This is a genomic window from Bacillus sp. AMCV2, assembly GCF_056033925.1.
This window is the reverse complement of record NZ_JBVYIB010000002.1, coordinates 2,120,498-2,145,528: the sequence shown is the minus strand read 5'-3', so window position 1 is coordinate 2,145,528 and position 25,031 is coordinate 2,120,498. Positions and strand designations below refer to the sequence as shown.

Below are 25,031 nucleotides of genomic sequence, written 5' to 3'. Positions count from 1 at the left end.
CTAGGGAACAACAAAACTAAATAAACAATGTACTAAATATTCAACATATTTTTATTTCGCTCCTCAAAAGCAAACCTGACAAAGTCCATCTCACGTACCACTTTGGGGAAAAGTTGTTTGAGTCAGAAACCCTATAAAAAAAGGTTCATTTTCCTCACGGTAATCACCTGTATATATTTTACAATAGTAGTGATAGTGATAAAAGAGGAGGGTACCAAATGAAGGTTTCAAAAACAATGCTGCTAAGCACTGCCGCGGGTTTATTGCTTAGCCTGACAGCAACCTCGGTGTCGGCTCATTATGTGAATGAGGAACATCATTTCAAAGTGACTGCACACACGGAGACAGATCCGGTCGCATCTGGCGATGACGCAGCAGATGACCCGGCCATTTGGGTTCATGAAAAACACCCGGAAAAAAGCAAGTTGATTACGACAAATAAGAAGTCAGGGCTCGTCGTGTATGATTTAGACGGAAAACAGCTTCATTCTTATGAGTTTGGCAAGCTCAATAATGTCGATCTGCGCTATGATTTTCCATTGAACGGCGAAAAAATTGATATTGCTGCCGCATCCAACCGGTCCGAAGGAAAAAACACAATTGAAGTATATGCAATAGACGGGGATAAAGGAAAATTGAAAAGCATTACAGATCCGAAACATCCTATTTCCACCAATATTTCTGAGGTTTATGGATTCGGCCTGTATCACAGCCAGAAAACAGGAGCATTTTACGCATTAGTGACAGGCAAACAAGGGGAATTTGAGCAGTATGAAATTGTTGATGGTGGAAAGGGTTATGTAACAGGGAAAAAGGTGCGTGAATTTAAGTTGAATTCTCAGACCGAAGGCCTTGTTGCGGATGATGAGTATGGGAACCTATACATAGCAGAGGAAGATGAGGCCATCTGGAAATTTAACGCTGAGCCCGGCGGAGGGTCAAAGGGGCAGGTTGTTGACCGTGCGACAGGAGATCATTTGACAGCTGATATTGAAGGACTGACAATCTATTATGCACCAAATGGCAAAGGATATCTCATGGCTTCAAGTCAAGGAAATAACAGCTATGCAATGTATGAACGGCAGGGGAAAAATCGCTATGTAGCCAACTTTGAGATTACAGATGGCGAGAAGATAGACGGTACTAGTGACACGGATGGTATTGATGTTCTCGGTTTCGGACTTGGCCCAAAATATCCGTACGGGATTTTTGTGGCGCAGGACGGCGAAAATATCGATAACGGACAAGCCGTCAATCAAAATTTCAAAATTGTATCGTGGGAACAAATTGCACAGCATCTCGGCGAAATGCCTGATCTTCATAAACAGGTAAATCCGAGGAAGCTGAAAGACCGTTCTGACGGCTAGAATAGAAAGCAGCTTGTACAGCTGCTTTTTTCTATGAATAAAAAAATCGTTCATAGCAATGAACGATTTTTCAAGAAAGCGCCAGATGAATCGCTTTTAGTTTTGCAGGAAGCTCATCAAACGTAAATGCGGGTACGGTCTCTTTATAATTGGCTGCTGCAGCTTTTTGCCGTTCTTCAGGGTGGTTGATATAGAAAGCGGCTTTTTCCTTAAAGTCGTTCATGCCGTGATAAGAAATAAAGGATGAAAAAGGATGCGCCGCGGGTAAATCTGTTAATTGAAATGCTTCGCATGCAGCGATATCAAACGTTCGGTTATTAAAACTGGCATTTTTGATGCGCATAGTATTTTGGTTGAAAGCAAAATGATAGGGACGATGCGCATTAATTACGATGTCTGCCCCATTATAATAATGAACGGCCTGTTCGGGTGGAACCCATGTGCTGACGATATCAATATGCGGCTGTTTGAGCACTTTTTTAGGCAGATATTTTCTCCATTCCTTGCCGATTACCCGAACCGTGAATGGCAGATGGACCGCTTCTTTCATAAGCTGAACCCGATTAGGGTAAGGGTAGCCGATGATTAACAGATTTGAATGATAGGAATGTTCGGTGCCCATTTTTTTAAACAGCCGATGATTAACTGGTATCGGAACATAATAGACGTGCTGGTAGCCGAGCCCTTGATAATAGAGAGCGGCATTTTGTTCAATCGTTAATATGGCGTCAGCGAGCTTGATTACCTGTAGGCTGATATCCATATAAAATGGGTCTTCGGTCAGCCAAACATATACGGGGATACCCTTACCCTTTAACCAGGTCAGCCAGTCGTGAGGAACGCGGTCTCCAACCATCAAGAGTGCGAAGTCCGGCTGAAACGTTTCGATCTTCACCAAAGTTTCTGCTTCAAGTGTATCTGCAGACATATACTCTGTATGAGTGTTCCGAAAACATTCTTCAGCCCAGCGATTAAAATAACAATATATTCCTCCGTATCCCGACTGGATATACAACACTTTCATCGGATGTTATGAAAAGAACGTAACGCTTTCTACTTTGTCTACATCAATTAATGTTGTAGCTTGGCCTGCTGGAGTGACGGAGCTTTCCTGTGTTACAAATACGATCCCGTGAACCTGATCGAAAGCAACGAAGACAACCGGCCCGATCATGTCTCCCGAATCGGTTACAATGCTGATTGTCGTGCCTGGCGTAACTCTGGCAAAAATCCATCTTGCCGGAAGGGAAGGGTCTAAAAGAGATTCTGCCGTAACCGTCTCACTTTCATCTACTCTTTGATCGATGGCAGCTTCAAGCAAGTCTTTAAGATTACTATCCATGTTTTCTCCTCCTTCTGTTGCAGTTGGAAATAAAGGGCTTAAAACGGCTTTAATTAAATCCTTTTTTAACTGTGCATTTTTAGAGCTCATTACACACACCTCCTATTCGATAGTGAACTCACGTTAATCATATTCTTCCGGCTGTTATTTGGTATGAGTCGAACGCCGTACCTGATCTATTTTTCATCTATTTAAGGAAAATGCTGATTTTTTAATGGAGTGGACATAGCCTATACCATAAATCGAAGTCGCACATATTGTGAAACAGAGATAAGGATAAGGGAGAGGGATGATTTGGATTTAGAGTCGAGAAGAAAACCAAGATGAACTGCATTTTATTTTGCTTTTGCTGATTCTGCTGATACGTCAATCGTCTTCTGAAGGAAATCCATCTGACCTCAGACGCCAGCTTGTTTTTGCAAAAGAGCTGGGCGTACCGGTTTCAAAAGTCAATTTGATCAACGGAGATACACTTCAAAATGTCATCGTAAAAGAAGTTCTGACTGATTTGGTTATTTTCCAAAACCCGTTAAATAACACGAGATCTCATGTTTCACTCTCAAGTGTTGTAAGCTGGGGTGCTTTTTAAATGATGCCAGAGGCTCTGCTTGCTGCGGAGCCGTTTTTATGTTTGACGGCGGGAGGCGGTATAGATGGGAGAGAAAGTGTCTATTATTTTAACAAGTTACAACAAACCCGATTATTTGCAAAAAGCGATCGAAAGCGTGATACAGCAAACGCATGATCTTTGGGAGCTTTTTATCATGGATGATCATTCGAATGCAGAAACAACTGCGGTGATTCACAAGTATCTCCATGACCGGCGCATTCAATACCATAACAGTTTCGTGCATCCTGCAGATCGATTAAAAACAGCCCGTTATGCCACATTAATTAACAGTGCGCTCCCATTTACAGACGGCGATTACATTTCCTATCTTACTGACGACACTGTTTATCATCCTGAGCGGCTGAGCCGTATGGTGCAAGAGTTTTCACATAAGCCTGAAGCGCAGGCGGTCTTTTCAAAACAAAAAGTTGTACATGTAAACGAAAGGGGAGAGGAAATCTCACATTTCTACAGAAATGCCAATGCAGTGCTTGATCAGGCCGCTTTTCAAGTTGATCATTGCTCCGTCATGCATCGCCGTTCGTTACTTAATCTCATCCACCATAAATTTGGAGGATATTGGGATGATGATATGAAGCATTGGAATCATGGCGACGCAATTTTTTGGGCGAGACTCAACAACTTTACCCCATTTCTGCCGATAAATGAAGTATTAGACACAACCTATAAAACCCCAGATTCATTTCAAAATGCATATCGGTTTCTGCCCGCCGATTTGATTGACGGCTCTTTTGTAAAAGGTTCAGATCAAAATGTGTATTTTTTTGATCAGGGTGTAAGGCATCCTGTTGGAGAAAAGTGGGGTTTTTTGTATCTAAATCGGACTGTCGCTGTTCCAGACCCATATTTATTCCAATATAGGATTGGCAAAATTTTAAACATTCCGAATTATATTTTAGTAAAGGAAGCTGACCATCCTGCAATATTTTATATCGAGGCCGGAAAAAAAAGGCGAATTGTGGACCAGTATGCGTTGCAATTTTATCAATTTCAAAGAAAAGACATAGTGACAATTGGAAAAGAAGAGATGGAGACGCTTCCGGAAGGGCCGCCGATTACGTGGAAACGATCTGAATTGATCAAAAATCCGCCTGGCCGACGTCTGTTTTTCATCGAACGCGAGCCGTTTTTGTTTCTAAACGGCGTCTTTCACCCGATTAGTGAACAAGTAACAAGGAAGTTTTTTTTACATCAGAAGCCAATCTCCGCTTCTTTCCGAAATATTCAGCAATTTCCAATTGGAAAGCCGTTTTATCCGGTGTACGATGAGATTATAAAGAAATTGAATATTGCAACAGAGTAAAGGTATAGGTCATAAAAAGGAGACGTTCATGACAGGACATTATTCAAAAACGGAACATCAATATATATTGTTAACGTCTGAATCGGCATCGTTTGATCATTACAGCGTATACAGAGATCCGCAGCTTCCGCAAATTTTTTCTCATAACTTTGTTCAGCTCCATGATACGTTTCCATTGGAGCGGTTACTTAACTTTTTACCCTCCGTACCAAAGCTGCTTGATGCGAATTATCTCCATTTAAAAGCGTCGCCGCAGCATGTTTTTCCGCTCGGTTTGAAGCAGTCGCTTGTAAAAAGCGGTTTTGTCGTCGAGGATGAGCTACTATATGACATGAAGCTTAGTGACTGGAAGGGGCAGATGGGACATCCTTTAACCGCATGGGGGACGGCGAAAAGTCTTAGCGACGGATCTTCTATTATGAAAATTTACGATTCCATTTATATTGGAGAAGCAATCGCTGAACAAAAATTAAAAAGAAAATATCCTTTCTATGAAGCAGGTATAATCATTCTTGTTGTTTGTTACAGCGACCAGGCACAGAAAGTTCCCATTGGGTGCGGCGAGCTGTTTATCGATCATCAAGAGAAAACGGCTAAAATCGAAGAAGTGGCAATTTTAGATCAGTTTCAAAGGAAGGGCTACGGCAGTATCTTAGTGAAAGAAATGCTGTCCATCGCCAAATCACTAGGAATGGAAGCAGCCTACTTAGTGGCTGCAAGCACTGACGGTGCAACTCAGTTTTACGAAAAGCTGACGTTTAAAAAATATGAGCGGGTGCATACTGTATTTCATTATTTCCTTACATGAAATAGGCGTTTGCACAAACCATTTGGGACTTGGCCCGCATAAAATGCCGTATATCGTGATAAGAAAGGATGAAAACAGTATGTATGGATACTCTGGGTACGGTTACGGATTTGGCTGCGGGACAAATACATTTGTGTTAATTGTTGTCTTGTTCATTTTATTAATTATTGTTGGAGCCGCTTTTATTTGCTAGATGCTGAAATTCCAAAAGAGCCTTCCCTATTAGGAAGGCTCTTTTTATGTGAAAAAGTTTTTGCGGGGAACGTCATGCCGCCATTTGGACACTCATACAATATGGTAAAAGAGGTTTTGAGGTGGGAGCATGAGCAGTTATTTGATTAAGCCAGAGCTTAGCTCGGCCTATCCGGTTGTCAGTTATGCGAAGGGTTCATATGTTTATGATCAGACCGGAAAAAAATATCTCGACGGCTCGTCAGGTGCGGTGACATGTAATATCGGCCACGGAGTTCGTGATGTGACTGAGAAGCTGAAAGAACAGCTTGATCAGGTGTCTTTTGCTTACCGCTCACAGTTTACGAGTGAGCCCGCCGAGCAATTAGCCGCTCTCTTGGCACAGGAGCTGCCTGGAGACGTGAATTGGTCTTTTTTTGTCAACAGCGGATCAGAAGCGATAGAAACAGCTATGAAAATCGCCATTCAGTATTGGCAGGAAAAAAAGCAACCACAAAAATCCATCTTTTTGTCTCGATGGAGCAGTTACCACGGAATAACTTTGGGAGCGCTTTCATTGTCTGGTTTTTATGAAAGGAGATACCGGTTCACCCATCTCATTGAGCGGTATCCAGCTATCTCAGCTCCACATATTTATCGGCTGAATCATGAGACGGAAGAAGACTTTGTTCAGACTGCAGCTGATGAACTGGACACTATGATCAAAAGAATCGGAAGCCAATTCATCGCCGGCTTTGTGGCTGAGCCTATTATTGGTGCTGCAGGAGCAGCGATTACTCCGCCTCCGGGATATTATGAGAGATTAAGTGAGGTATGCCGCACACACGATGTGCTTTTTATTGCAGATGAAGTGATGACGGGGCTTGGGAGAACAGGAAGGATGCTCGCGACAGAGCATTGGGACACCGTACCTGATATTGCTGTACTGGGGAAGGGACTCGGTGCGGGGTATGCGCCTATTGCAGCTGCCGTCGTATCTGATTCTATTATTGAAACGATAAAACAAGGGTCAGGTGTGATTATGAGCGGTCACACATATAGTGCACATCCCTATTCAGCCAAAGCTGCTCTTGAAGTTTTGCGATATGTGTTAAAGCACGGCTTGATCAAACAATCAGAAAAAAAGGGCGCTGTGCTGAAGAAAAAGCTTGATGAGGCGGCATCTCAAAGCGGCATTATAGGTGATGTGCGCGGAAAAGGACTGCTATTAGGCATTGAATTTGTGACAGACCAAAAAACGAAGAAAGTGTTTCCGCCAGAGCAGGCGGTAACCCAGCTTATTGTCAGCGAGGCGAAAAAACGCGGGCTGATTGTTTATCCTTCCAAAGCTGGAATAGACAGTGGAGAAGGAGATGCTGTCATTATTGCTCCTCCTTTTACCATTTCAGACGGTGAAATGGAAGAGCTTATCTCTATTTTTTCAGAAACAGTTGCAGCGGTCGAAAAAAACTTAAAAAAGGATTGACATTTAATGGCGCCATTTCAAAAAGCAATCAGCATTGACACAGCAATTGCAGATGTTCGGGATGGATCGGTTCTGATGTTTGGCGGTTTTGGGGGAGTCGGGTCGCCTCCTTCATTGATTGAAGCGATATTGGACAGCGGTGTAACGGATTTAACTGTGATTTGCAATGACGCCGGTTTCCCGGATATCGGGATCGGCCCGCTTATTGTTAATCAACGGGTCAAAACCCTGATCGCCTCGCATATCGGTTCCAATCCTGTAGCCGGAAAACAGATGACAGAGGGGACGTTAGAGGTTCAATTTTCACCTCAGGGAACGCTTGCGGAACGGATTCGCGCCGGCGGAGCGGGGCTTGGCGGTATTTTAACCGATGTGGGCATTGATAATCCAATGGTTTGCGAAAAAAAGGACATCGTAACAGTGGCGGGAAAACGATACTTGATTGAAGAGGCGTTGACGGCTGATTTTGCTTTCATCAATGCTTACATTGCAGATGAATTCGGCAATCTAACGTATGACAAAACCGCGCGCAATATGAATCCGCTTATGGCAATGGCCGCCAGGAGAACCTTTGCCGAAGCTGAGCGTATCGTTCCGAAAGGTGAGATTTCTGAAGAAATGATTGTCACACCGGGGGTTTTTGTTGAGGGGGTTGTACGAAGCGAGGGAGTGAAGTGGAAATGGGCTTGGGAGTAGCAGAAAGAGAACAGATTGCAAAACGGGCTGCTACTGAAATTAAGCAGGGCATGATTGTGAATCTCGGTATCGGTATCCCATCCTTGGTACCGAACTTTTTGCCGCCTGACATGCAGGTCATGTTTCAAGCGGAAAACGGTGTCCTTGGCATTGGAGAAAGTCCCGAAAACGGAGAAGAGGATGCGCATTTATGCAACGCTGCGGGATATCCTGTCCGCGCTGTAAAAGGGGCGTCTTATTTTGATACAACCATGTCTTTTGCGATGATCAGAAAAGGCAAAATTGACATTACGATTTTAGGCGCCCTGCAGGTGAGCCAATCAGGAGATTTGGCAAATTGGCTTGTTCCGGGAAAAAAGGTGCCTGGTATGGGCGGGGCGATGGAGCTTGCCCAAAAAGCGAAAAAAGTGGTTGTCGTCATGAGTCATACAGATCAAAAGGGAAGGCCTAAATTAACAGAAAGATGTACGCTGCCATTAACTGCTGCAGGCTGTGTAGATTTGATTATTACCGAAAAAGCGGTTCTTGAGGTCGATAGCCATCACTTCATTTTAAAAGAGCTGATGAATGGCTCGACAATTGATGAGGTGACGAGGCTGACAGAAGCTGAAATCAAAATAGATATGCCTTTTTCTTAAAAGGGGGAATGAGGATGCAAGACATTGAAAGAAAAGTAATCGGGTGGCTTGATCAGCATTCGGCCAAAGCCATTCGTCTTCTCAAAAGGCTGATTGGGGAAAAAAGCACATTGGGGTCAGAGTTTAACGCCCAAGCTGTTGTGCTTGAAAAGCTGCGGCAATTTCATATGGACATTGATGTATGGGAGCCAAGCATAAAGCAATTAAAACAGCATCCCTACTTTAAATCTAACCGATCCGATTTTCATGAGAGCCCGAATATCGTGGCTAAAAAAACGGGAGCCGGCGGAGGCAGGTCCCTGATTTTGAACGGCCATATCGATGTTGTGCCTGAAGGAAGCGTAAAGGATTGGAAGTATGAACCGTATCAAGCTGTCGAAGAAAACGGTAAAATATACGGCCGCGGCTCAACGGATATGAAGGGAGGCAATACAGCCCTTCTTTTTGCTTTAGAAGCCCTGCACGCCTGCGATGTCAAACTGAAGGGAGATGTATTGTTTCAGAGTGTTGTAGATGAAGAGTGCGGCGGCGCCGGTACACTGTCCGCCATCATGAGAGGCTATCGTGCTGACGGGGCGCTGATTCCTGAACCGACGAATATGAAACTATTTATTAAGCAGCAGGGTTCGATGTGGTTTCGGATCACTGTGAAGGGATTATCCGCACATGGGGGCACACGCTACGAAGGGGTAAGCGCGATTGAAAAAAGCATGCACGTTATCACAGCGATACAAGAGCTGGAGAAAGTCCGCAATGCGAGAATTTCAGATCCGCTGTATGACAATATCCCAATACCGGTACCGGTGAATATCGGCACCATCTCGGGCGGTGCCTGGCCATCTTCAGTTGCAGACCGTGTCGTCATAGAAGGGAGATGCGGAATTGCTCCCCATGAGAAACCAGAAGCTGTAAAACTTGAATTGGAAAACTGGCTGAAGGATTTAGAATACCATGACGAATGGTTTAAACGCCATCCCGTACAAGTCGAATGGTTTGGGGCTCAATGGCTGCCGAATGATTTACCTGATAATCACCCTTTAATTTCTGTGCTGCAATCAGCCTATCAAAAAATGAAACAGACAGAGCCGATTATTGAGGCTTCTCCGTGGGGAACGGATGGGGGGCTTTTGTACCATGCAGGAGATACACCAGTAATCGTTTTCGGGCCGGGGGAAACAAAAACGGCTCATCAGGCCAATGAATACATTGAGGTTGAAGCCATGATAGAATCTGCTAAAATTATTGCACTTTTTGTCATGGATTGGTGCGGGCTTCATACAGATGGGGAGGATGCGGATGCTCAAGTCAATAAAGAGTAGCGGTGTCACAGCAGTTTTGGACCATGACGGCTTTAATAAACGAATCAGAGTGGTCCGTTATGACGGAGCCATTGAGAAGGCCCTGCCGGATATCGTGGCAGCGGCAAAAGAAGAGAATGCAGAAAAAATCATTGTCTATGCGAAGCAGCATGATGAGCTGATCCTTGCCAAACAATTATTTGCGCCGGAGGGCTATCTAAAGGGCTATTATCTCGGCTATTCGGCTTGTGTCATGGTACGTTACCTTTCAGAAAGCCGGAGACAAACAGATTCTTATACAGAGGAACAGGAGATCATCGAAGCCATATATCGCACAGCGCCCCGTCTTCGCAACGACAATACACCCGTTTTTACGATGAGAAAAGCAGAAACAAACGACATGTACCAGCTATCGATGCTGTATAAAAAAGTATTCCGCACGTACCCAACCCCGGTATTTGACCCCGCTTATATTGAAAAGACGATGAATGCAAATACGGTGTATTATATCATGCTTGATCATGACCGCCTGATCAGCGCAGCAAGCGCAGAAATCAATCCAGAGCTTGGGCATGCAGAAATAACCGATTGCGCTGTGCTGCCGGAATATCGCGGCCATTCGTTAACAAGCTTTTTAATCGAGGCGTTAGAAAAAGAAATGGCTGGAAAGGATATCTTTCATGTATTTTCTCTCGCCCGTGCTTCGTCTTTTGGGATGAATGCTGTGTTGTACCATTCAGGTTATCAGTATGGTGGAAGGCTGATCAATAATTGCTTTATAGCCGAAGGCCTTGAAAACATGAATATTTGGTGCAAGCAACTGTAAGTCAAAATATGCGCGAGGAGGAGTTCGTTTGAAAAACAAATGGTATAAACCGAAACGGCATTGGAAGGAGATCGAGTTATGGAAGGACGTTCCGGAAGAGAAATGGAACGATTGGCTTTGGCAGCTTACACATACTGTAAGAACGTTAGATGATTTAAAGAAAGTCATCAACCTGACCGCGGATGAAGAGGAAGGCGTCAGAATTTCTACCAAAACGATCCCCTTAAATATTACACCTTACTATGCTTCTTTAATGGACCCCGATAATCCGAGATGCCCGGTACGCATGCAGTCTGTGCCGCTTTCTGAAGAAATGCACAAAACAAAATACGATCTGGAAGACCCGCTTCATGAGGATGAAGATTCACCGGTACCCGGTCTGACACACCGCTATCCCGACCGTGTGCTGTTTCTTGTCACGAATCAATGTTCCATGTACTGCCGCTACTGCACAAGAAGGCGCTTTTCCGGACAAATCGGAATGGGCGTCCCCAAAAAACAGCTTGATGCTGCAATTGCTTATATCCGGGAAACACCCGAAATCCGCGATTGTTTAATTTCAGGCGGTGATGGGCTGCTCATCAACGACCAAATTTTAGAATATATTTTAAAAGAGCTGCGCAGCATTCCGCATCTGGAAGTCATCAGAATCGGAACAAGAGCGCCCGTCGTCTTTCCACAGCGCATTACCGATCATCTGTGCGAGATATTGAAAAAATATCATCCGGTCTGGCTGAACACCCATTTTAACACAAGCATCGAAATGACAGAAGAATCCGTTGAGGCATGTGAAAAGCTGGTGAACGCGGGAGTGCCGGTCGGAAATCAGGCTGTCGTATTAGCAGGTATTAATGATTCGGTTCCAATTATGAAAAAGCTCATGCATGACTTGGTAAAAATCAGAGTCCGTCCTTATTATATTTACCAATGTGATCTGTCAGAGGGAATCGGGCATTTCAGAGCTCCTGTTTCCAAAGGTTTAGAGATCATTGAAGGGCTGAGAGGTCATACCTCAGGCTATGCGGTTCCTACCTTTGTCGTTGACGCACCAGGCGGCGGCGGTAAAATCGCCCTGCAGCCAAACTATGTACTGTCACAAAGTCCTGACAAAGTGATCTTAAGAAATTTTGAAGGTGTGATTACGTCATATCCGGAACCAGAGAATTATATCCCCAATCAGGCAGACGCCTATTTTGAGTCTGTTTTCCCTGAAACCGCTGACAAAAAGGAGCCGATCGGGCTGAGTGCCATTTTTGCTGACAAAGAAGTTTCGTTTACACCTGAAAATGTAGACAGAATCAAAAGGAGAGAGGCATACATCGCAAATCCGGAGCATGAAACATTAAAAGATCGGCGTGAGAAAAGAGATCAGCTTAAAGAAAAGAAATTTTTGGCGCAGCAGAAAAAACAGAAAGAGACTGAATGCGGAGGGGATTCTTCATGAAAACATGCGAGTGGTGCGGCGAGCTTGAAGCGGTGCCCGGCAGGAACACGGTGTACTGGGAGCTCCCTGATGGAACGAGGGCTATAGAACTGACAGACACCCCTGCCATGGTATGTTCTTCCTGCGGTATGACTTATCAAGAGGAAAACACGGTTAAGGAGATTGAGGATCAGCTGCTTTTAATTCAAACAAAAAAACTACCTGAAAGCCTGACATATCAACAGCTCATGGAGACAGAAAGAATTTTGAAACGCAACTATTTTGACTTCTCCTGAGTCATGTTTCAGTATTCTTTTGTTGTAATTTTACACTTGAACTGTATAATAGAACAACAAAAGACAGACACCAGGAGGGGAAACCCATGAAATCCTTTTATCACTATTTATTGAAATACAGACACCCTAAGCCGAAGGACAGCATCAGTGAATTTGCCAATCAGGCGTATGAGGATCACAGCTTTCCAAAAACATCAACCGATTATCATGAAATCAGTTCATATTTGGAGCTGAATGCTGATTACCTTCACACGATGGCGACGTTTGATGAAGCTTGGGATCAATACGAGTCTGAAGTGCACGGCAGATAATAGCTGTTTCATCCGCAGATCACTGCGGATTTTTTTATGTCTCCCATGCCATAATTGGATATTTCCTTTGGTTTTCATGCCCATGCGAATTGGCTTCACCCGGCATACGATAGCGTATGAGAAATGTTGCGGCGAGGGGGAGACACCATGAAGCAAAATAAACCGAAATTCCAAGTAGGGGATATCGTAGTCGTCATTATGTATGGAACAGTCGGCACCATCACAAAAGTACACCAAATTGATAAACACTATCTTTATGAAGTCAATCATAACGAAGTTTTATACTTTGAATCATCTATTCAGCTTTATAAAGATTATGAGGGTGTCATTGTCGACATGGAGAAGCTTGATATTGAGTATGAATTCCTTATTGGGGACGTTGTTTATGTAAAAGACTATGGAAAAGAACTCTTTCGCATTATCGGCCATAGAACAGAAATTTGGAGATATTTAGAAGATGGCTGGGAAGATATCATTTATGAGCTGACCCGTTTAAAGGATGGAGAGTGGCTTGAAACGGAGGAAGAGGATCTCACGCTGGTGCTTAGAAAATATGAAATGGACCAGTTTGTGCATCAGCTGTTGTTTGTCCATTATGTCGGAGAAACTGGCCATGAGATCGGCGAAGATATCGCATCGTCTGCTCTTCTTCAGTTTGAAGGCGATGATGAAGATCAAGATACCCTTCACATCCTTGCTGTGTCAATTGTTGATGAGCTTCTGGATATTTATAATGACTACAAAATTCTGTACGAAATGTTTCAGGATGAAGAATATAAAGACATGATGATGTTTGTTTTGGAAAGTTTAAAAGAGCATTTCAGTTAGTTTGTGAACATACGGATCAAGACATATAAAAAATATGGCAGACAGCCCCAAATCATCACACGCGTCATTCCTTTGAGCGTTTTTTCCATTATGATATCAAATCTTTCTCCGTCCAGTGCTTCCATCATTTTAGCAATCATAGCGTCAGCCTCCCATGGCTCGTTTTTTATTCAATATATGACTGAAAGAATTGTTTAGAACACCGGGTATAATTCAGCCTGTTTTTTCATAAAACATAAAAAAGGAGGCGGTACGGAGATGAAAGAAATAGATCTTGTGATTGATACGGAAGAAATCGCTGAATTTTTTTACAGAGAGCTTGCAAGACGGGGCTACATACCGAGTGAGGATGAGCTGTTTGAAATCGCTGATATTACCTTTGATTATTTGATAGAAAAATGTATGATAGATGAAGAGCTGGATGAAGATGAGTGAGGCTTAAAACCGGAGCGGTCAGCTCCGGTTTTATTATTCATGTTCTATGACTTTTGAAAAAATTGAGGTGGTTGAAATTGTACAAGCCCGTTAGTTTGTTTCTTTTCTTTCTCATTCTAGCTGCGGCCATTCATACAAATGCTGTTCAATCTGCAGATGAAGCAATAAGCAGGGCAGCTGTTTTGATCCGTCAGCCATGGCTTAATGAAGTCATGACGGGGATCACGCATCTTGGTGCTTCTTCTTTTCTGCTCCCTCTAATTGTCATCATTGGAGCAGGCCTGTTTTTCTACAGAAAAACATGGGACGGCCTGTTGATGCTCTTAGTATTCGGCACAGATCGGCTGTTAAACAAAGTCTTAAAAGAATGGATCGAAAGAGTGAGGCCTGATTTTGCACCGCTGGTTCATGAATCATCCTTCAGTTTTCCGAGCGGCCATTCCATGAATGCTGCTTGTGTCTATCCTGTTATTGCTTACTTTTTAGTGAAACATCTCCCGTTTTTGTCCAAGCATAAAAAAATGGTATATATCATAGCCGGTGTAATTACTGTTTTAGTCGGCATAAGCAGAGTGTATCTGGGGGTTCATTTTGTGACAGATGTGTTAGGAGGCTTTAGCCTCGGCTTGCTTCTGTTTTTCCTAGTAAAAGGTTTTGACGAAAAGATTAAGCGGTTTCGACAAAAATAGAGAGAGGAAAACACAGCAAAAACGCCAATATGTTAAAGAAATAAAAGGGAGGGGATCTTGATGATGTTATCCGTGTTTAAAAAGAAGTCTTGTTCCTATGACGTGACAATATTTCAGACACCCCGGTTTGGCGAAAAAAAGGGCTACAGAGCCGTCTATCGAACTGAACTGAACGGGAGCGATCATCAAGACGTGCTGAAAAGAGCATTCTCTTTGTTTAATGTATTCGACACTGTTCCGAGTGATTATGATGCAAGATTCATGGCCACAGGGGACGTGATCTTGATTGATGAAGGCAGAAAAGGGAAAACATACTATCAACTGCTTCCCGCCGGCTGGAGGAAAATCAATCGTCTGATTGTACAAACGACATAATGAAAAGAAAACTGCGGAAACCCGCAGTTTTCTGCAGTTTTAAGGCTTGCGTTTGGCAGCAGAATATTCTTTCCCGTGTGCTTCTTCAGCTGCAATGATATCTTTTTCAGGTATATGATTGTTCTTTTTTTGGCCGGTGATCCGGTTGCGATGTTTTTTACCCATGTCCCACCCCTCCTTCCTGCGGTTAGGTTTTCAAATTAACACCCCGATTATCCGTTTTTCTGAGGAAGTGCCTAACAGATCCTCGAACATTTCTTTTTTCGACATATTCCTTTATAATCAATGCTGAAGTTTGTTTCATCATGACATTCGTTGTAAAATGGACGGGCTGGATGATAATTTAGATTTACAGGAGGATATGAGATGAGTGTACATATAGGTGCTGAAAAAGGACAAATTGCGGATACAGTGCTTTTGCCGGGAGATCCTCTCAGAGCAAAATTTATTGCAGAAACGTATCTTGAAAATGTAGAATGCTACAATGAAGTCAGAGGCATGTATGGATTTACGGGTACATATAAAGGTAAAAAAATCTCAGTACAAGGCACGGGAATGGGCGTTCCGTCTATTTCAATTTATGTGAATGAATTAATTCAAAGCTACGATGTGCAAAATCTAATAAGAGTCGGTTCTTGCGGCGCTATTCGAAAAGATGTCAAAGTGCGAGACGTCATTTTGGCGATGACCTCCTCAACTGATTCACAAATGAACAGAGTCGCTTTTGGAAGCATTGATTTTGCGCCTTGCGCAGATTTCGAACTTTTAAAAAATGCCTATGATGCCGCAAAGGATAAAGGTGTGCCGGTGACTGTAGGAAGCGTATTTACAGCTGACCAGTTCTACAACGACGATTCGCAAATTGAAAAACTTGCAAAATACGGTGTGCTTGGCGTTGAAATGGAAACAACTGCATTGTATACATTAGCAGCGAAGCACGGAAGAAAAGCCCTGTCAATTCTCACCGTGAGTGATCACGTATTAACAGGAGAAGAAACGACAGCGGAAGAGCGTCAAACGACATTTCATGATATGATAGAAGTGGCTTTACATTCCGTATCACAATAAAATATATCAAGAGGCGTGCTGGGTGCCGGCAGCCTCTTCTTTATGAATGCGGAAACGATTGATAAAAGGAAGGTAATGTAATATGAAAAAGTCCGGTAAATGGTTCTCACTGGCTGCCGCTCTGAGTGTAACGGCAATAGTCGGAGCCGGCTGCAGCATGTCGAACGGTGATGCTCAAAAGGATACGAAAACCACAGCAGAAACAAAGCAAACAGAACAAAAAACAGCTGACAGCAAAAAATCAAACACTCAAAACAGTGAGTTTTCATTGGAAAGCCAGTATTTCAATGATATTAAAAAAGTCGATGGTCTGGAAACCATTCAAAATCCAGAAAATGTACTCGCGCTTGTCAATAAACAATATGCACTGCCCGGAAACTATGAACCTAGCGATCTTGTCATACCTGATGTAGAGTTTTCTTTTGAAGAAAAGATTCAAAAACGTTACATCAGAAAAGAAGCGGCCGACGCATTAAAAACAATGTTCGATGCTGCCAAAAAGGAAGGCTATGAACTGGCAGCTGTCTCAGGGTACCGTTCGTATGACAGACAGAAAGTCATTTTTGACAATGAAGTAAGCCTAAAAGGGGAAAAGAAGGCAAAGGAAGCGGTCGCTTACCCGGGTGAAAGCGAGCATCAAACAGGCCTTGCGATGGACATTTCGAGCCGGAGCAATGGCTTTGAGCTAAATGAAGCGTTCGGAAGCACGGCAGACGGGAAATGGGTGCAGGACAATGCTTATAAATATGGCTTTATCATTCGCTATCCGAAAAATAAAGAAGATATCACGAAATATGAATATGAGCCATGGCATCTGCGCTATGTAGGCAAAAAAGCCGCAAAGGTCATCCAAGATAATGATTTAACGCTTGAAGAGTACTTTGAAAAAGTGAAGAAAATTTAAAATGAAAAGCCCGCTTATACTAGATAAGCGGGCTTTATTGTGTCTGGTGAATCTAGCATTTGTTCTATGCTTACCAGAAGAATAAACCAGCAAGAGCGACCCCTGTAATTAAACCGAGGGAAATACCGTAAGCTGCTCCGTATCCCCAATAACCGCCCCAATATCCGTAACCGAAACCTCTTGGCCCTCCGCCGGTCGGAGCTATAAAAACTCTGTCTCTTGTTACACGGGTAATTCTGCCGACGTGAACTCTCCCGCCTCTCTCTGTAATTCTGACGACTTTACCTTGATGGTTTTTGCAAAGATGATAATATCTCTCCAATATTGTTCCCCTCCTATCCTGACTTTCTATCAGCATATGATAGATAGGAAAAAAAGGTTGGACGAAAACAGGGGGCGATACGCCGTTTTACTTGTACGCGATAAAAATACAATGACCCATGTACTCACTATATAACTGCATGAGCTGATAATGTGTTTGAAGCGTATCGTAATAGATGGGATCAATCGTTTGCGATAAATCCATTTCTGTGGTTGGTTCAAATTCCATGTCTTCCGGAAGAAGTGTCATCGCTTCTGTTTTTTGAAAGCCATAGGATCTTAGGAGTTTATGCCATTCGCTTTCTTCATGTAAGCAAGTAAATCCGTAAAAATCCATCATTTGCTTCTTTTCTGCAGGGGGCATCGGTTTTTTTAAAGCAGCTTCGATACCAATCAGCATCCCGACGGGTTTTAAAACTCTTGAAATTTCTTGAAGAGAGGATGTCAGTCGTGAAAAACTGAGGACCGATTCTGACAGGACGCAGGAAAAGGACTCAGAAGAAAACGGGAGATGTTCCAGCTCCGCCTGATATGCAGGGATGGCAAGCCCTTCATTCGCAAATCTTTTTTTCGCTTTCTCAAGCATAATAGGATCTTTATCAACGACTGTTACAGGATACAGCAAATGTCCTAAATAAGCCGCCGTTTGCCCTGTTCCGCATCCGGCATCAAGAATCGGCTGATCCGGGGAGGGCGCAGCCTTTTGCAAGACCGCTTTTGAAAAAGCCAGCCCGCCTGGGTGCGCCCCTGCGACACCGAATAAGGACAGCATTTCTAAATATCGGCTCAATATCGAATCCTCCTTTTTCCTTATCATATGTCGTATAAAGACATAGGTTTATGAAAAGCAAAAGAAGGGCGTTTCTCTTTCATTTCTGCTCCGAGTTGACGAATAAGAATTCGTCCATGATAATAATGTAAGAAGAAAAAGGTGGTGTTTAATTGAAACGGCAATTAAAACTGTTTTTTATTGTGCTGATCACTGCAGTTGTCGCTTCGGCGCTTACTTTATTTATTACGGGCAATTCCAGTATCCTGGGCCAAAAATCAGCAAGCACAGGAGACAGCAAGTTCGACAAATTAAATAAAGCGTATGAGCAAATCAAAAGTGATTATTACCAAAAAACAGATGATGACAAATTAGTAGACGGAGCAATTAAAGGAATGATTCAATCACTGGATGATCCGTATTCTACATATATGGATCAAGAGCAAGCGAAATCATTCGACGAGACGATTTCAGCATCTTTTGAAGGAATCGGAGCCCAAGTAGAGGAGAAAGACGGAGAAATCCTTATTGTATCCCCAATTAAAGGTTCACCTGCTGAAAAAGCCGGTATCAAACCGAGGGACCAAATCATTAAGGTGAATGGAAAAAGCGTAAAAGGCATGAATGTAAATGAAGCCGTCGCTTTAATCCGAGGCAAAAAGGGCACAAAGGTGAAGCTTGAACTGAACAGAGCGGGAGTGGGGAATATCGATTTTTCCATTAAGCGCGATACCATTCCTGTAGAGACTGTCTATTCAGAGATGAAAGACAACAACATCGGAGAAATTCAAATCACTTCTTTCTCTGAAACAACAGCTAAAGAGCTGACAGATGCGATTGACAGTTTAGAGAAAAAAGGCGCCAAAGGCTATATTTTAGACTTGAGAGGCAACCCGGGCGGCTTAATGGAACAGGCGATTACGATGAGCAACCTGTTCATTGATAAAGGGAAAAACATCATGCAGGTTGAATACAAAAACGGTTCAAAAGAAGTCATGAAGGCCGAAAAAGAACGGAAAGTGACCAAGCCGACCGTCGTTTTAGTAAATGACGGTACAGCAAGCGCAGCCGAAATTATGGCCGCTGCCCTTCATGAATCGTCAAACGTACCGTTAATCGGCGAGACGACATTCGGCAAAGGTACAGTACAAACGGCAAAAGAATATGATGATGGCTCTACCGTCAAACTGACAGTTGCCAAATGGCTGACTGCTGACGGCGAATGGATTCACAAAAAAGGCATCAAGCCTCAAGTGAAAGCAGAGCTGCCTGATTACGCGAAGCTGCCGTATTTGGACGCAGATAAAACGTACAAATCAGGTGATACAGGCACAAACGTCAAAGTGGCTCAGAAAATGCTCAAAGCACTTGGTTACAAGGTAAAGATTAACAGTACGTATGACCAGGACTTTGTATCTGTCGTCAAACAGTTCCAGAAAAAAGAGAAGCTGAAAGAAACAGGCATACTGACTGGCGATACAACAACGAAATTAATGATAGAACTTCAAAAGAAGCTGTCTGATAATGATACGCAAATGGAAAAGGCAATTGAAACACTGAAAAAAGAAATGTAAAAAAACCATACGCGGCTGCCGCGTATGGTTTTTTTATGCACCCTTTTGATTTGGATTAGCGTCTTGTTTTTTGCCAAATAAACCTTCAATGACAGGATTGGATCCCGCGTTTTTAACGAACAGCGGATTCAGGATCACCACAGCGATCATGTTGGCGGCCAATCCCCAGAATCCTTCATAAATGCCATGTGCGGATTGAGTGGTATACACAATAAACGTAACCGCTAGGCCGACTAATAATCCGATAACTGTCGCTTCTTTCGTTTGGTTTTTCCAGAACAGGCTGACAGCGATCGCAGGGAAGATTTGCACCATACCGGATACACCTAATAGCTGGAGTGTCACTAAGGCAGTCGGGAACAGCATTCCAAACAGCAGCGCAAGACCGATGACAACAAAGACCATTGAACGTGTGACGAGGGTCAGCTTGCTTTGCGACACATTCGGATGAATCAAATCCCGGTATAGGTTGTTGGCGAATAAATTCGATGCGCCGATTGCCATAATGGAACAAGGTATTAATGAAGCAAGAGCGATAGTGGCATATGCAAAACCTTGTGCCACGCCGCCGTAAGATGTTTGAATCAAATGCAGCAGCGCCAGCCTTGGATTTGTATCTTCCGGCAGGACAAGAAAGGCGATAAAGCCAAGAAAAATAACCAAAATTAACACGATATTATAAAGCGGCAAAAACATGCTGTTTTTTCTTACTGCATCAGCGCTTTTCGCCGTGAAAACACCTGTAGCGGCATGTGCCCACATAAAAAGTGCCAGAGCGGAAACAATAGATGCTGTGATAAACCAAGGAATGCCTTTTGGCCCTTCTGCCGGTATCGTCAGCATTTGAGGCGCTTCCTTCACTAACGTGTCAATCATCGGTGTCCAGCCGTTAAAATGAATGAGAGGGAGGGACACCACCATAAACAGCATAATGACCCATACTAAAATGTCCTTAATGATGGCTGTATATGTAGGCCCTTTAATCCCGCTGAAGAATGTGTAAAGAGCAACAAGAATAAATGAAATGATCACAACGAATTTTACGTTAATATATCCGGTACCGGCAACCTGAAGCGTGTCTTGAATGCCGCTCAGCTGAAGGCATATGTACGGAATAAGCATGAGTACCCCAACGATGGCAACGAGGCTTGCCAAAAGCTTACTGTTAAAACGTTCCCGGGCATAATCCGCGAGTGTTGTTAATTTATGAATTTTCGCAACTTTCCAAAGTTTTGGTAAGAAGAAGTAGGCGATAAAGTAGGCCAACACAGAATAAGGAATGGCGAAAAATGCAACACTTCCGCCTGTAAAAGCAGTACTGGTCAACCCTAAGAAAGTATAGGCCGTATAAAGGTCAGCGCCTACTAAAAACCAGACGAGAAGACCGCCGAAGCGTCTGCCGCCGACAGACCATTCTTCCACAGAAGTGCGCGAGGATTTGTCTCTTCCGGCGAGAAAGCCGATACAGACAACGGTTAAAACAATAATAGAAGTAATGAGAAGTGCAGTCAGATTCCCTTGCATTATTCAAGTCCTCCATCTTTTTTTTGCATCTGATAAGTGCCAAACGAGCATAACGGCGTAACAATAATCCACAGCAGCAGCCAAAAGTGGAAAAACGGCAGGCCGAATATAATCGGTTCTATTCGATTCACAAGCGGCAAAAGCGCGAGCTGAACGAATGGCAAAAGAATGAGAATAACAATAAGTGCTTTTTTAACCATTTACTTTCCTCCTGAAACATGATAATGCTCACTATAATAGCAGTTGTAAGAAAAGATCACAAGATAATTATTAGAAAAAAATGATTTTTTCAATTATTTAATCAAAACACATGGTTTGCATCCTTTTGAATAAAGGTTTAAAATAATAAATATCTTGAAATCGAGATAAATAGGAGTGAGAAAATGAAAACAGAAGGATTGCACCATGTCACAGCATTCGCCAGAGATCCGCAAGAAAACTTGCGATTTTATACAGAAGTGCTTGGACTCAGGCTTGTTAAAAAAACAGTAAACTTTGATGATCCCGGAACGTATCATTTTTACTTTGGGAATCAAAACGGAGATCCCGGTACAATAATGACCTTTTTTCCGTTCCAAGGAAGCGGACAGGGAACGGTAGGAAAAGGCCAAGCGGGCCGGGTGTACTTTTCAGTTCCCTCAGGCTCCCTGTCTTTTTGGAAGGGGCGTCTTGAGAAAAGCGGGCTGAGCCTAGAGGAAAAAACGTTGTTTGGTGAAAAAGGTCTTATTTTTGATGATACAGAAGACCTTCCGCTGGCGATCATGGAGGATGCGAAAAGCGGCAAAAGCGAGTGGACGCCTGACGGGATCACAACAAATGAAGCAATTACGGGAATGAAAGGTGTGCTGCTATATTCCTACGACCCGCAGGCGACCATACAATTGTTAACGGAAAGCTTTGGATACACCAAAGTGGCCGAAGAAGACCAGATTGTCAGACTGGCATCCTCAGCGGCCGTCGGCGGTGTCATTGATGTCCATTTACATCCTGAAAAAAGAGGAGTCGGAGGATATGGTACGGTACACCATGTAGCGTTTCGGACAAAGAAAAAGGAACAGGCGAAATGGCTGCCGATTATTGCTGAAAACCATCTGCCTTCGTCAGAAATTCTCGACAGGGAATACTTTACATCAGTTTATTTCAGGGAGAAAGGCGGTATCTTATTTGAAATTGCCACAGATGAACCGGGCTTTATGACAGATGAAACGTTTGCTGAGCTAGGGACTTCCTTAAAACTGCCTGAATGGCTGGAGAAACATAGACAACAAATTACAGACATTTTACCTGAACTTTAAAAGGGGGAATTTATAATGAAGCATATTTATGAAAAAGGAACATCTGACAACGTACTTTTGCTGTTGCATGGCACGGGCGGTAATGAACACGATCTGCTTTCATTGGGGCGGTTTATAGACCCTGATGCTCATTTGCTTGGTGTCAGAGGATCGGTGCTTGAAAATGGAATGCCGCGATTTTTCAAACGTCTGAGTGAAGGAGTTTTTGATGAAAAGGATCTTGTGGTGCGGACAAGAGAATTGAAAGATTTTATCGACGAGGCTGCAGAAACGCATCAGTTTAATCGCGACCGAGTGATTGCAGTCGGTTATTCAAACGGCGCAAACATTGCGGCAAGCCTGCTTTTTCATTATAAAGATGTGTTAAAAGGGGCTATTCTGCATCATCCAATGGTTCCGATTCGGGGTATCGAGCTGCCTGATATGGCAGGGCTCCCTGTTTTTATCGGTGCCGGGAAATACGATCCTCTTTGTACGAAGGAAGAATCAGAAGAGCTTTACCGCTATTTACGTGACAGCGGGGCATCAGCCTCCGTTTTCTGGCAGGACGGGGGCCATCAGCTGACTCAGCATGAAGCTGAACAGGCTCGTGAATGGTACAAAGAGGCGATTGTATAAAAAAACCTTAGTCCGGATTTCGGACTAAGGTTTTTCATATCCTTACAGCCAAGTTGATACTTTTGAAAGCGGCAGACGGTTGCTTTGATGCGCAGGCTTCACTGCTTTGCCGATTGAAATTAGCATAACCGGAACATAGCGCTCACTGATATCAAATTGCTTTTGGAACTGCTCTTTGTTAAATCCGCCGATTGCGCAAGTGTCATAACCTTTTGCTTTTGCGGCAATCATAAGCTGCATAGCAGCTAAAGAAGCATTTAAGAAAGCGGAATCACGTGCGAATTGCTCGCTTTGGTAAGCACCGTTGATTTGGCCGAGCAATGTTTGTTTGATTTCATCCGTAATATAGCCTTGGCTTGCTAATTCAGCATAAACTTCTTCACCGTTTTCATTTGCCTTTAAATCGCCTAAAATGGCAACAACAGCAGAAGACTCAACGATTTGTTTTTGATTATACGCTACAGGAAGAAGCTCCGCCTTTGATTCATCGCTGTGGAATACTGTAAAATGCCAATGCTGAAGGTTCCAAGCGGAAGGCGCTTTAGCGGCAAGGTCTAATAGCTCAGTCAGCTCCTCCTTAGAGATCGGGGCATTTGTATCATATTCCTTTACAGATGCACGTGCTTTTAAAACATCCAGAGTATTCGTCATAGTGTTTCCTCCTTCGGATAAACGTGGTATGATAATAGAAAAGTTAGAAGCTTACTAAATGTAACTTGAAAGATTATTGTAATGGATCATTGAATACATGTCAATCAATAGATGAAGGGATGAAGACTTGTGGGAAATACGATGTGCCCTAAAATGGAATCCGCATTTTCATTGCTGGGAAAACGATGGAACGGTCTGATCATCCATGTGCTAATGGATGGGCCGAAACGGTTTAAAGAGATAACGGAAACAATACCGATGATCAGCCAAAAAATGTTGGCAGAGCGCTTGAAGGAGCTTGAACAAAACGAGATTATCGAACGGCAGGTTCTCCCTGAAACGCCGGTCAAAGTCATCTACACGCTAACTGAAAAAGGAACAGCGCTTCAAGCTGTATTTCAAGAGATGCAGGCATGGGCCGATCAATTTTGCGAGCCTGGTGACACAGTGTGTGAAGAAGAGAAATAAGGAAAGCGGCACCTGAAAAAGAGCCTTTGTTTCCATGGTGAGTCATGTAAGTACGGTTCACACCCGTTTACATGACTTTTTATATTTGACAGACTGACATTTCCGGATTGGCAAAAGTGTCATGTGCATATGAAGGGGATATATAAAATAGGAAATGATCAATAAGTGTTATAGCATCCAACCTGTTGTAAATGAGGATAATGATTTATCTTGTTACGCAAATCTTATTTTACGCCAAAACCCATTCATCTTCCAATTGGCATTTAAACCGGATCTAAAAGGAGATCCAGGTTTTTCGTATTGCTGGATGCTTCTATACTGATGACTTCCGCATTTATGAAAAGAAGAGAGAGCTTCTTTGGAGCTCTCTCTTCTTTTTTATGGGGAGACGAAATCTTATAGTTTTCCATTCAAAAATTGCGCCTCACCGAGACCGAAACTCCAGTCTGCGTCACCATTCTCAGTAATAGATACCATGAGGTCTTCAGGGGAAATTCCGCATTTTTCTTCTAGCCTTTCAGCAAGCAGAGCATACAATTTTTCCTTTTGGCTTTTGGTTCTTGCTTTGCTTGTCATGCTAATGATGACCAGGTCCTTGGTTCTCTGAAACCCTAATCCCGTATCTTGGATTATAAGCTCGTTTGCGGGATGCTGATGGACAATTTGATAACGGTCTCTTTCCGGAACACCAAACGCTTCAACCATCGCTTGGTGAGCAGTATCTAATAACAATTGCAGCGATTTTTCATCACGGCCCTCAATTACATCAAAACGTAATAATGGCATGTGTACTCCTCCTCTTGTGAAGTTGTTATCCGTCTGTTCTCATATTGTCTCATTTGCTTCCTGACAATGGATAAATATAATGATTGGCAGTCAACTTTAAAAAACATAACATATAACCAAAAGTTAATCA

33 protein-coding genes and 1 pseudogene are annotated in these 25,031 nt (G+C 43.1%); 24 read left to right on the top strand and 10 right to left on the bottom strand.

Annotation, left to right across the window (positions count from 1 at the left end; translation table 11 throughout):
• Positions 1-218: 218 nt before the first annotated feature.
• Entirely contained in the window at positions 219-1,367 is a 1,149-nt protein-coding gene (locus tag AC0OMA_RS10900; protein ID WP_015483350.1) for a phytase, read from the top strand.
• Between the two features lie 70 nt (positions 1,368-1,437).
• Here the strand turns inward: AC0OMA_RS10900 and cgeB are convergent, their stop codons facing one another.
• Positions 1,438-2,391 (bottom strand): spore maturation protein CgeB, encoded by a 954-nt coding sequence (cgeB, locus tag AC0OMA_RS10895; RefSeq protein WP_041517905.1) that lies wholly within the window; start codon positions 2,389-2,391, stop codon positions 1,438-1,440.
• Positions 2,392-2,397: 6 nt separating this feature from the next.
• Positions 2,398-2,799: a spore crust protein CgeA gene (cgeA, locus tag AC0OMA_RS10890; protein WP_015383900.1), complete on the bottom strand. Its 402-nt coding sequence runs from the start codon at positions 2,797-2,799 to the stop codon at positions 2,398-2,400.
• A 217-nt stretch (positions 2,800-3,016) separates the two neighbouring features.
• Here cgeA and cgeC point away from each other — a divergent pair.
• From cgeC to AC0OMA_RS10820, 14 genes and pseudogenes are all read left to right on the top strand, one after another.
• A pseudogene (gene cgeC / locus AC0OMA_RS10885) lies at positions 3,017-3,298 on the top strand (spore maturation protein CgeC); the annotation flags it as partial.
• 64 nt (positions 3,299-3,362) lie between these two features.
• A complete protein-coding gene (gene cgeD / locus AC0OMA_RS10880; RefSeq protein WP_015383899.1) occupies positions 3,363-4,643 on the top strand; it encodes a spore maturation glycosyltransferase CgeD in 1,281 nt (426 codons plus the stop codon).
• Positions 4,644-4,671: 28 nt separating this feature from the next.
• A complete protein-coding gene (cgeE, locus tag AC0OMA_RS10875) occupies positions 4,672-5,451 on the top strand; it encodes a spore maturation N-acetyltransferase CgeE (protein ID WP_015383898.1) in 780 nt (259 codons plus the stop codon).
• 43 nt (positions 5,452-5,494) lie between these two features.
• On the top strand, positions 5,495-5,644 hold the full coding sequence (locus tag AC0OMA_RS10870; protein ID WP_015251877.1) for a YjcZ family sporulation protein: 150 nt from the start codon (positions 5,495-5,497) through the stop codon (positions 5,642-5,644).
• The gene (locus tag AC0OMA_RS10865) at positions 5,638-5,793 is read left to right on the top strand and encodes a hypothetical protein (protein WP_015483349.1); all 156 of its coding nucleotides are present in this window, start codon (positions 5,638-5,640) and stop codon (positions 5,791-5,793) included. Before AC0OMA_RS10870 ends, AC0OMA_RS10865 begins: the two co-directional genes overlap by 7 nt.
• Complete coding sequence (locus AC0OMA_RS10860) at positions 5,774-7,108, top strand: aspartate aminotransferase family protein (RefSeq protein WP_474222115.1); 1,335 nt, start codon at positions 5,774-5,776, stop codon at positions 7,106-7,108. Before AC0OMA_RS10865 ends, AC0OMA_RS10860 begins: the two co-directional genes overlap by 20 nt.
• A 6-nt stretch (positions 7,109-7,114) precedes the next feature.
• The gene (locus tag AC0OMA_RS10855) at positions 7,115-7,804 is read left to right on the top strand and encodes a CoA transferase subunit A (RefSeq protein ID WP_063335188.1); all 690 of its coding nucleotides are present in this window, start codon (positions 7,115-7,117) and stop codon (positions 7,802-7,804) included.
• Positions 7,789-8,442: a 3-oxoacid CoA-transferase subunit B gene (locus tag AC0OMA_RS10850; RefSeq protein WP_047182758.1), complete on the top strand. Its 654-nt coding sequence runs from the start codon at positions 7,789-7,791 to the stop codon at positions 8,440-8,442. The genes AC0OMA_RS10855 and AC0OMA_RS10850 overlap by 16 nt, the downstream gene beginning before the upstream one ends.
• 8 nt (positions 8,443-8,450) lie before the next feature.
• Complete coding sequence (locus AC0OMA_RS10845; RefSeq protein WP_080109043.1) at positions 8,451-9,761, top strand: peptidase; 1,311 nt, start codon at positions 8,451-8,453, stop codon at positions 9,759-9,761.
• Complete coding sequence (gene ablB / locus AC0OMA_RS10840) at positions 9,739-10,566, top strand: putative beta-lysine N-acetyltransferase (protein ID WP_174616710.1); 828 nt, start codon at positions 9,739-9,741, stop codon at positions 10,564-10,566. The genes AC0OMA_RS10845 and ablB overlap by 23 nt, the downstream gene beginning before the upstream one ends.
• A gap of 28 nt (positions 10,567-10,594) precedes the next feature.
• Positions 10,595-12,010: a lysine 2,3-aminomutase gene (gene kamA / locus AC0OMA_RS10835; protein WP_047182756.1), complete on the top strand. Its 1,416-nt coding sequence runs from the start codon at positions 10,595-10,597 to the stop codon at positions 12,008-12,010.
• On the top strand, positions 12,007-12,285 hold the full coding sequence (locus AC0OMA_RS10830) for a YokU family protein (RefSeq protein WP_004399539.1): 279 nt from the start codon (positions 12,007-12,009) through the stop codon (positions 12,283-12,285). The genes kamA and AC0OMA_RS10830 overlap by 4 nt, the downstream gene beginning before the upstream one ends.
• Before the next feature lie 86 nt (positions 12,286-12,371).
• Positions 12,372-12,596, top strand: coding sequence for a YozE family protein (locus tag AC0OMA_RS10825; protein WP_003231160.1), 225 nt, complete (start codon positions 12,372-12,374; stop codon positions 12,594-12,596).
• Between the two features lie 147 nt (positions 12,597-12,743).
• Entirely contained in the window at positions 12,744-13,424 is a 681-nt protein-coding gene (locus AC0OMA_RS10820; protein ID WP_014477102.1) for a hypothetical protein, read from the top strand.
• On the opposite strand, the gene AC0OMA_RS10815 is transcribed toward AC0OMA_RS10820, so the two are convergent.
• Positions 13,421-13,564, bottom strand: a complete 144-nt coding sequence (locus tag AC0OMA_RS10815) for a hypothetical protein (RefSeq protein WP_003231164.1) — start codon at positions 13,562-13,564, stop codon at positions 13,421-13,423. The genes AC0OMA_RS10820 and AC0OMA_RS10815 overlap by 4 nt on opposite strands.
• A gap of 118 nt (positions 13,565-13,682) precedes the next feature.
• Between AC0OMA_RS10815 and AC0OMA_RS10810 the strand changes: the two genes are divergently transcribed.
• The 3 genes from AC0OMA_RS10810 (at position 13,683) to yodL (ending at position 14,923) form a co-directional block, all read left to right on the top strand.
• Positions 13,683-13,859 (top strand): YozD family protein, encoded by a 177-nt coding sequence (locus AC0OMA_RS10810; protein WP_003231166.1) that lies wholly within the window; start codon positions 13,683-13,685, stop codon positions 13,857-13,859.
• A gap of 77 nt (positions 13,860-13,936) precedes the next feature.
• The gene (gene pgpB, locus AC0OMA_RS10805) at positions 13,937-14,548 is read left to right on the top strand and encodes a phosphatidylglycerophosphatase PgpB (protein ID WP_015483346.1); all 612 of its coding nucleotides are present in this window, start codon (positions 13,937-13,939) and stop codon (positions 14,546-14,548) included.
• Between the two features lie 60 nt (positions 14,549-14,608).
• Positions 14,609-14,923 carry a shape determination protein YodL gene (gene yodL / locus AC0OMA_RS10800; RefSeq protein WP_004399431.1) on the top strand — a complete coding sequence of 105 codons (315 nt, stop codon included), beginning with the start codon at positions 14,609-14,611 and terminating at the stop codon, positions 14,921-14,923.
• A 39-nt stretch (positions 14,924-14,962) separates the two neighbouring features.
• Here yodL and AC0OMA_RS10795 read toward each other — a convergent pair whose 3' ends face one another.
• Positions 14,963-15,088, bottom strand: coding sequence for a hypothetical protein (locus AC0OMA_RS10795; RefSeq protein ID WP_003231174.1), 126 nt, complete (start codon positions 15,086-15,088; stop codon positions 14,963-14,965).
• Positions 15,089-15,289: 201 nt separating this feature from the next.
• Between AC0OMA_RS10795 and deoD the strand changes: the two genes are divergently transcribed.
• Both deoD and ldcB read left to right on the top strand, forming a co-directional pair.
• Positions 15,290-15,991, top strand: coding sequence for a purine-nucleoside phosphorylase (gene deoD / locus AC0OMA_RS10790; RefSeq protein WP_003241589.1), 702 nt, complete (start codon positions 15,290-15,292; stop codon positions 15,989-15,991).
• An 82-nt stretch (positions 15,992-16,073) separates the two neighbouring features.
• Positions 16,074-16,895: an LD-carboxypeptidase LdcB gene (gene ldcB / locus AC0OMA_RS10785; protein WP_046340243.1), complete on the top strand. Its 822-nt coding sequence runs from the start codon at positions 16,074-16,076 to the stop codon at positions 16,893-16,895.
• A 70-nt stretch (positions 16,896-16,965) separates the two neighbouring features.
• Here the strand turns inward: ldcB and AC0OMA_RS10780 are convergent, their stop codons facing one another.
• Positions 16,966-17,217: a hypothetical protein gene (locus AC0OMA_RS10780; RefSeq protein WP_014477099.1), complete on the bottom strand. Its 252-nt coding sequence runs from the start codon at positions 17,215-17,217 to the stop codon at positions 16,966-16,968.
• 87 nt (positions 17,218-17,304) lie between these two features.
• Positions 17,305-18,006, bottom strand: a complete 702-nt coding sequence (locus AC0OMA_RS10775; protein ID WP_015483344.1) for a class I SAM-dependent methyltransferase — start codon at positions 18,004-18,006, stop codon at positions 17,305-17,307.
• Positions 18,007-18,158: 152 nt separating this feature from the next.
• Between AC0OMA_RS10775 and ctpA the strand changes: the two genes are divergently transcribed.
• Positions 18,159-19,559, top strand: a complete 1,401-nt coding sequence (ctpA, locus tag AC0OMA_RS10770) for a carboxy-terminal processing protease CtpA (protein ID WP_015383887.1) — start codon at positions 18,159-18,161, stop codon at positions 19,557-19,559.
• Between the two features lie 33 nt (positions 19,560-19,592).
• Here ctpA and AC0OMA_RS10765 read toward each other — a convergent pair whose 3' ends face one another.
• Positions 19,593-21,083 (bottom strand): sodium:solute symporter family protein, encoded by a 1,491-nt coding sequence (locus AC0OMA_RS10765; protein ID WP_015383886.1) that lies wholly within the window; start codon positions 21,081-21,083, stop codon positions 19,593-19,595.
• On the bottom strand, positions 21,083-21,283 hold the full coding sequence (locus AC0OMA_RS10760) for a DUF3311 domain-containing protein (protein WP_474222114.1): 201 nt from the start codon (positions 21,281-21,283) through the stop codon (positions 21,083-21,085). Before AC0OMA_RS10760 ends, AC0OMA_RS10765 begins: the two co-directional genes overlap by 1 nt.
• A 183-nt stretch (positions 21,284-21,466) precedes the next feature.
• On the opposite strand from AC0OMA_RS10760, the gene AC0OMA_RS10755 reads away from it, so the two are divergent.
• Both AC0OMA_RS10755 and AC0OMA_RS10750 read left to right on the top strand, forming a co-directional pair.
• Positions 21,467-22,378 carry a ring-cleaving dioxygenase gene (locus AC0OMA_RS10755; RefSeq protein WP_474222113.1) on the top strand — a complete coding sequence of 304 codons (912 nt, stop codon included), beginning with the start codon at positions 21,467-21,469 and terminating at the stop codon, positions 22,376-22,378.
• Between the two features lie 15 nt (positions 22,379-22,393).
• Positions 22,394-22,996 (top strand): alpha/beta hydrolase, encoded by a 603-nt coding sequence (locus AC0OMA_RS10750; protein ID WP_063335179.1) that lies wholly within the window; start codon positions 22,394-22,396, stop codon positions 22,994-22,996.
• Positions 22,997-23,038: 42 nt separating this feature from the next.
• Here AC0OMA_RS10750 and AC0OMA_RS10745 read toward each other — a convergent pair whose 3' ends face one another.
• Positions 23,039-23,647 carry a nitroreductase family protein gene (locus AC0OMA_RS10745; protein ID WP_014477092.1) on the bottom strand — a complete coding sequence of 203 codons (609 nt, stop codon included), beginning with the start codon at positions 23,645-23,647 and terminating at the stop codon, positions 23,039-23,041.
• 129 nt (positions 23,648-23,776) lie between these two features.
• Here AC0OMA_RS10745 and yodB point away from each other — a divergent pair, with 129 nt between their 5' ends.
• Positions 23,777-24,115, top strand: coding sequence for a transcriptional regulator YodB (gene yodB, locus AC0OMA_RS10740; RefSeq protein ID WP_015483342.1), 339 nt, complete (start codon positions 23,777-23,779; stop codon positions 24,113-24,115).
• 396 nt (positions 24,116-24,511) lie between these two features.
• Here the strand turns inward: yodB and AC0OMA_RS10735 are convergent, their stop codons facing one another.
• Entirely contained in the window at positions 24,512-24,901 is a 390-nt protein-coding gene (locus AC0OMA_RS10735; RefSeq protein ID WP_339174730.1) for a tautomerase family protein, read from the bottom strand.
• Between the last annotated feature and the right edge of the window lie 130 nt (positions 24,902-25,031).